The organism is Candidatus Amarolinea aalborgensis, assembly GCF_900491745.1.
In the GTDB taxonomy this organism is placed as follows: Bacteria; Chloroflexota; Anaerolineae; order SSC4; family Amarolineaceae; genus Amarolinea; species Amarolinea aalborgensis.
Map to the genome: position 1 here is coordinate 1 of NZ_UETR01000071.1, position 5229 is coordinate 5229.

The 5229-nt window shown below is 54.8% G+C and carries 1 tRNA gene and 3 rRNA genes; all 4 read left to right on the forward strand.

The features are described 5' to 3' along the window. Positions 1-95: 95 nt before the first annotated feature. The 4 genes from ACPQ6D_RS23630 to rrf all read left to right on the forward strand — a co-directional run bounded on the left by ACPQ6D_RS23630 (position 96) and on the right by rrf (position 5219). Positions 96-1590 (forward strand): 16S ribosomal RNA (locus ACPQ6D_RS23630). 116 nt (positions 1591-1706) lie between these two features. Further along, positions 1707-1780: transfer RNA gene (locus tag ACPQ6D_RS23635), tRNA-Ile, on the forward strand. Positions 1781-2011: 231 nt separating this feature from the next. Continuing rightward, positions 2012-4994, forward strand: a 23S ribosomal RNA gene (locus tag ACPQ6D_RS23640). 108 nt (positions 4995-5102) lie between these two features. Then, positions 5103-5219: ribosomal RNA gene (gene rrf, locus ACPQ6D_RS23645) — 5S ribosomal RNA — on the forward strand. The 16S, 23S and 5S rRNA genes sit together here with 1 tRNA gene alongside, the layout of an rRNA operon. Positions 5220-5229: the final 10 nt, after the last annotated feature.

Genomic DNA, 5229 nt, shown 5'->3' on the forward strand with positions numbered 1-5229 from the left:
AACGCACCTTAACAGTTAAAGAGTGATAGGAAGGTAAGAGACACGAGAGTGTCGCAGTTTTAGTTTGAATGCGAAGCGAAAAGTAAGGTTAGGATTAAATGGAGAGTTTGATCCTGGCTCAGGATGAACGCTGGCGGCGTGCTTAACACATGCAAGTTGAACGGTCTGCTTAGGTAGACAGTGGCGCACGGGTGAGTAACGCGTAGGTGACCTATCCTTTAGAGGGGGATAACTCAGGGAAACTTGAGCTAATACCGCATGAGCTTGTGGTTGTTAGAGTGCCACAAGGAAAGCAGCGATGTGCTGAAGGAGGGGCCTGCGTCCGATTAGCTAGTTGGTGGGGTAAGGGCTTACCAAGGCGATGATCGGTAGCTGGTCTGAGAGGACGATCAGCCACATTGGCACTGAGACACGGGCCAAACTCCTACGGGAGGCAGCAGTGAGGAATATTGGGCAATGGCCGGAAGGCTGACCCAGCAACGCCGCGTGGAGGACGAAGGCTTTCGGGTTGTAAACTCCTTTTCTGGGGGACGAGGAAGGACGGTACCCTAGGAATAAGTCACGGCTAACTACGTGCCAGCAGCCGCGGTAAAACGTAGGTGGCGAGCGTTATCCGGATTTACTGGGCGTAAAGCGCGCGTAGGTGGTTGAGTAAGTTGGGTGTAAAATCTCTTGGCTTAACTGGGAGGAGACGCTCAAGACTGCTCGGCTTGAGGTCGAGAGAGGGGTGCAGAATTCCCGGTGTAGTGGTGGAATGCGTAGATATCGGGAGGAATACCAGTGGCGAAAGCGGCGCCCTGGCTCGCACCTGACACTGAGGCGCGAAAGCGTGGGGAGCGAACGGGATTAGATACCCCGGTAGTCCACGCTGTAAACGATGTGAACTGGGTGTTGGCGGTATGAATTCCGTCGGTGCCGTAGCAAACGCGATAAGTTCACCGCCTGGGGAGTACGGTCGCAAGGCTAAAACTCAAAGGAATTGACGGGGGCCCGCACAAGCAGCGGAGCGTGTGGTTTAATTCGATGCGACGCGAAGAACCTTACCTGGGTTTGACATGGACGTAGTAGTGAACCGAAAGGGGAACGAGCCTTCAAGCAGCGTCCACAGGTGCTGCATGGCTGTCGTCAGCTCGTGCCGTGAGGTGTTGGGTTAAGTCCCGCAACGAGCGCAACCCCTGTTGCCAGTTACAAGTGTCTGGCGAGACTGCCGGTATCAAGCCGGAGGAAGGTGGGGATGACGTCAAGTCAGCATGGCCTTTATATCCAGGGCTACACACACGCTACAATGGTCGGTACAGAGGGTAGCAAAGCCGCGAGGTAGAGCCAATCTCACAAAGCCGGCCTCAGTTCAGATTGGAGGCTGCAACTCGCCTCCATGAAGTCGGAGTTGCTAGTAATCGCCGGTCAGCAATACGGCGGTGAATACGTTCCCGGGCCTTGTACACACCGCCCGTCACGTCATGGGAGCCGGTAACACCTGAAGTCGGTGAGCTAACCGCGAGGGGGCAGCCGCCGAGGGTGGGACTGGTGACTGGGACGAAGTCGTAACAAGGTAGCTGTACCGGAAGGTGCGGCTGGATCACCTCCTTTCTAGGGAGAATTGGTGTGCCTGGGGCAGCGCGAGCTGTTTTGGGGAGCCAACTCTGAGACTAGGACTGCACTTTCCTATCACTCTTTAGCTGTTAAGGTTGGGTTAAGAGGAGAGAGGGCCTTTAGCTCAGACGGTTAGAGCATTCCTCTGATAAGGGAAAGGTCTCTGGTTCGAGTCCAGAAAGGCCCACTAAGGAAGGTGGGGAAGGGGGAGCCCGGTTTGGGAGCCGGGTTTTTGTATGGGTTGGGGATTAGCGGGTGAGCTTGTGCGAGAGAGCAGGAGCTTAGCCGCTAGTGTGCAACACTAGAGAGGTTGGGTTGAGAAGACCTGGCCGAGGACATTAACAACTGAATTGTGTGTGAGATGTAGATGGCATTGAAGAGAAGGTTGAAAGACGTTTAATGAATGCCGTCTCACGTGGATTAAGTTATTAAGGGCATACGGTGGATGCCTAGGCGCCAGAAGCCGAAGAAGGACGTGGATGGCTGCGAAAAGCCTCGGTGAGCTGTCATCAAGCGTGAGAGCCGGGGATATCCGAATGGGGAAACCTGCCTGGGGGAATGCCCAGGCACTGCAATCTGAATACATAGGATTGACAGAGGGCACCCGGGGAACTGAAACATCTAAGTACCCGGAGGAAAAGAGAACATTCCCTGAGTAGTGGCGAGCGAAAGGGGAGGAGCCTAAACCTACGTTGTGCAGAAGGCTGCAGCCGTTGCAGCGTGGGGGTTGAAGGGGCTAGGGCGTGTTTCTGCAGAGGCACGAAGGAGTAAGAAATCTCAGGTCTAGTCGAACTGTACTGGGAAGGCAGAGCGCAGAAGGTGAGACTCCTGTAGACGAAAGGTCTGAGACTCCTGCTAGTACCCTGAGTACCACGGGACACGAGGAATCTTGTGGGAAGCAAGGGAGACCACTCTCTAAGGCTAAAGACTTATGGCGACCGATAGTGAACAAGTACCGTGAGGGAAAGGTGAAAAGAACCGGGTTGACCGGAGTGAAATAGAACCTGAAACCGTATGCTTACAAGCAGTCGGAGGACAATGCCCGTAAGGGAAGGTCTGACGGCGTGCCTCTTGGAGAATGAGCCAGCGAGTTACTTTCAGTAGCGAGGTTAAGGCAGAGACAGCCGGAGCCGTAGCGAAAGCGAGTCTGAAAAGGGCGCATAGTTGCTGGGAGTAGACCCGAAACCAGGTGAGCTACTCATGGTCAGGGTGAAGCGGGGGTAACGCCTCGTGGAGGCCCGAACCCATTAATGTTGCAAAATTATGGGATGAACTGTGAGTAGGGGTGAAATGCCAAACGAACTTGGAGATAGCTGGTTCTCCCCGAAATAGCTTTAGGGCTAGCCTCAAGTGTTGAGTACCGGGGGTAGGGCACTGGATTGGCTAGGGGGCGTATAGCTTACCAAACCAAACCAAACTTCAAATACCGGTAGTTGTAGCTTGGGAGTCGGACTACGGGAGATGAGTTTCGTGGTCAAAAGGGAAACAGCCCAGATCGCCAGCTAAGGTCCTGAAGTACGAGCTAAGTGGGAAAGGATGTGGGATTACTTGGACAGCCAGGAGGTTGGCTTAGAAGCAGCCATCCTTGAAAGAGTGCGTAATAGCTCACTGGTCTAGTGATCCTGCGCCGAAAATTTAACGGGGCTAAAGCTCGTCACCGAAGCTGCGGATTCATGTACCTGAGGGTATGTGAGTGGTAGGGGAGCGTTCTGCACAGCGGAGAAGGGTGACTGAAAAGACGCCTGGAGCGTGCAGAAGAGAGAATGCTGGCATGAGTAGCGAGAAACACGTGAGAACCGTGTTCGCCGTAAATCTAAGGTTTCCGACGGAAGGTCAATCCACGTCGGGTTAGTCGGGCCTAAGGCGAGGCCGGATGGCGTAGTCGATGGACAACAGGTTAATATTCCTGTACCACGTAATACCGATTGAGTGAAGGGGTGACGCAGGGGGGTAGGCCAGCCAGTTATTGGATTCTGGTGCTAAGCCTGTAGGGCGACGAAAGGGATAGGGAAAACCGTTCCTAGAGCCTGAGGGGTGATGGCGGAGCCCGAGAGGGCCGGAAGTGGTTGAGCCCGCGCTGCCGAGAAAAGCCTCTAGCGAGGTATGCGTGACCGTACCGCAAACCGACACAGGTAGATGGGTAGAGAATACCAAGGCGAACGGGAGAACCCTTGTTAAGGAACTAGGCAAATTAAGTCCGTAACTTAGGGAAAAGGACTGCCACTGGTTGTGAGGGCGACTAGCTTGTCTGAGCGATTGGTGGTCGCAGCGAAATGGCTCTGCCGACTGTTTAACAAAAACACAGGTCTCTGCGAAAGCGAAAGCTGACGTATAGGGGCTGACGCCTGCCCAGTGCCGGAAGGTTAAGGGGAGATGTGATGAGCATTGAACCGAAGCCCCGGTGAACGGCGGCCGTAACTATAACGGTCCTAAGGTAGCGAAATTCCTTGTCGGGTAAGTTCCGACCCGCACGAAAGGCGTAACGAGCAGAGCACTGTCTCAACAAGGGACCCGGCGAAGTTGAAATAGCGGTGAAGATGCCGTTTACCCGCAGCAGGACAAAAAGACCCCGTGGAGCTTTACTGTAGCTTGACATTGAGTTAGGGCTTTGTCTGTGTAGGATAGGTGGGAGGCTGTGAAGCTGGTCCGCTAGGATCGGTGGAGTCGACGTTGAAATACCACCCTGATGGAGTCTTGGCTCTAACCTGTGGCCCTAATCGGGCATGGGGACAGTGTCTGGTAGGCAGTTTGACTGGGGCGGTCGCCTCCTAAAGAGTAACGGAGGCGCCCAAAGGTTCCCTCAGGCTGAATGGAAACCAGCCGCAGAGTGTAAAGGCATAAGGGAGCTTGACTGCGAGACAAACAAGTCGAGCAGAGACGAAAGTCGGGCTTAGTGATCCTACGGTTCCGAGTGGAAGGGCCGTGGCTTAACGGACAAAAGCTACCCCGGGGATAACAGGCTGATCTCCTCCAAGAGTTCACATCGACGAGGAGGTTTGGCACCTCGATGTCGGCTCGTCGCATCCTGGGGCTGAAGTAGGTCCCAAGGGTCCGGCTGTTCGCCGGTTAAAGCGGTACGCGAGCTGGGTTCAGACCGTCGTGAGACAGGTCGGTCTCTATCCGCTGTGGGCGAAGGGGATTTGAGAGGGGCTGCCCCTAGTACGAGAGGACCGGGGTGGACAGACCGCTGGTGTACCAGTTGTCTCGCCAGAGGCATGGCTGGGTAGCTAAGTCTGGCAGCGATAACCGCTGAAAGCATCTAAGTGGGAAACGCGCCTCAAGATGAGATCCCCCACTGTAAAAGGGTAAGTGCACCGGGAGACTACCGGTTAGATAGGCGGCAGGTGTACGCACTGTGAGGTGTTGAGCCGAGCCGTACTAATGCACGAGGACTTAATCTACGTGAGGCGGCAGGCATTAAGCGTTTGCGAGAGAGACACACAATTCAGTTGCAATGTAGCATGGCGCTGTGAGAGCGGCGCTGTTACCAAATGATGAAAACGGGTGATGTTGGTGGCTAGAGCGGAGGGGGTACACCCAGTCCCATCTCGAACCTGGCAGTTAAGCCCTCCAGCGCTGATGGTAGTCCTCGGGTGACTGAGTGCAAGAGTAGGCCGCTGCCAACATTACCCGTCT